The 1,219-nt window shown below is 52.1% G+C and carries 1 protein-coding gene and 1 pseudogene; both read left to right on the forward strand.

The window, feature by feature from the left end:
* Positions 1–268: 268 nt before the first annotated feature.
* Entirely contained in the window at positions 269–967 is a 699-nt protein-coding gene (gene cpxR, locus R7Z41_RS24020) for an envelope stress response regulator transcription factor CpxR (RefSeq protein ID WP_001033722.1), read from the forward strand.
* Positions 964–1,219 (forward strand): annotated as a pseudogene (locus R7Z41_RS24025) (hypothetical protein); the annotation flags it as partial. The gene cpxR and the pseudogene R7Z41_RS24025, both read left to right, overlap by 4 nt.

The following is a 1,219-nucleotide window of genomic DNA, read 5'->3' on the forward strand; positions in this document are numbered from 1 at the left end:
CTGCGCTGCGTAAGTTCTTCACCCGGATGCCAGTTATCGCCTGAACCGACTTCAGCAGCGTGGCTTAATGAACTGACTGCCAGCGTTGAGGCCATGACGGCAGCGGTAACTATGCGCATCATTTGCTCCCAAAATCTTTCTGTCGCGATTCAACGATAGAGAGTTTACGATTCAGGCTGCAAACATGCGTCAGGGGGTGTAAAACAACGTAAAGTCATGGATTAGCGACGTCTGATGACGTAATTTCTGCCTCGGAGGTATTTAAACAATGAATAAAATCCTGTTAGTTGATGATGACCGAGAGCTGACTTCCCTATTAAAGGAGCTGCTCGAGATGGAAGGCTTCAACGTGATTGTTGCCCACGATGGGGAACAGGCGCTTGATCTTCTGGACGACAGCATTGATTTACTTTTGCTTGACGTAATGATGCCGAAGAAAAATGGTATCGACACATTAAAAGCACTTCGCCAGACACACCAGACGCCTGTCATTATGTTGACGGCGCGCGGCAGTGAACTTGATCGCGTTCTCGGCCTTGAGCTGGGCGCAGATGACTATCTCCCGAAACCGTTTAATGATCGTGAGCTGGTGGCACGTATTCGCGCGATCCTGCGCCGTTCGCACTGGAGCGAGCAACAGCAAAACAACGACAACGGTTCACCGACACTGGAAGTTGATGCCTTAGTGCTGAATCCAGGCCGTCAGGAAGCCAGCTTCGACGGGCAAACGCTGGAGTTAACCGGTACTGAGTTTACCCTGCTCTATTTGCTGGCACAGCATCTGGGTCAGGTGGTTTCCCGTGAACATTTAAGCCAGGAAGTGTTGGGCAAACGCCTGACGCCTTTCGACCGCGCTATCGATATGCACATTTCCAACCTGCGTCGTAAACTGCCGGATCGTAAAGATGGTCACCCGTGGTTTAAAACCTTGCGTGGTCGCGGCTATCTGATGGTTTCTGCTTCATGATAGGCAGCTTAACCGCGCGCATCTTCGCCATCTTCTGGCTGACGCTGGCGCTGGTGTTGATGTTGGTTTTGATGTTACCCAAGCTCGATTCACGCCAGATGACCGAGCTTCTGGATAGCGAACAGCGTCAGGGGCTGATGATTGAGCAGCATGTCGAAGCGGAGCTGGCGAACGATCCGCCCAACGATTTAATGTGGTGGCGGCGTCTGTTCCGGGCGATTGATAAGTGGGCACCGCCAGGACAGCGTTTGT

Source organism: Vibrio sp. 1457 (assembly GCF_033340195.1).
Taxonomy (GTDB): domain Bacteria; phylum Pseudomonadota; class Gammaproteobacteria; order Enterobacterales; family Vibrionaceae; genus Vibrio; species Vibrio alginolyticus.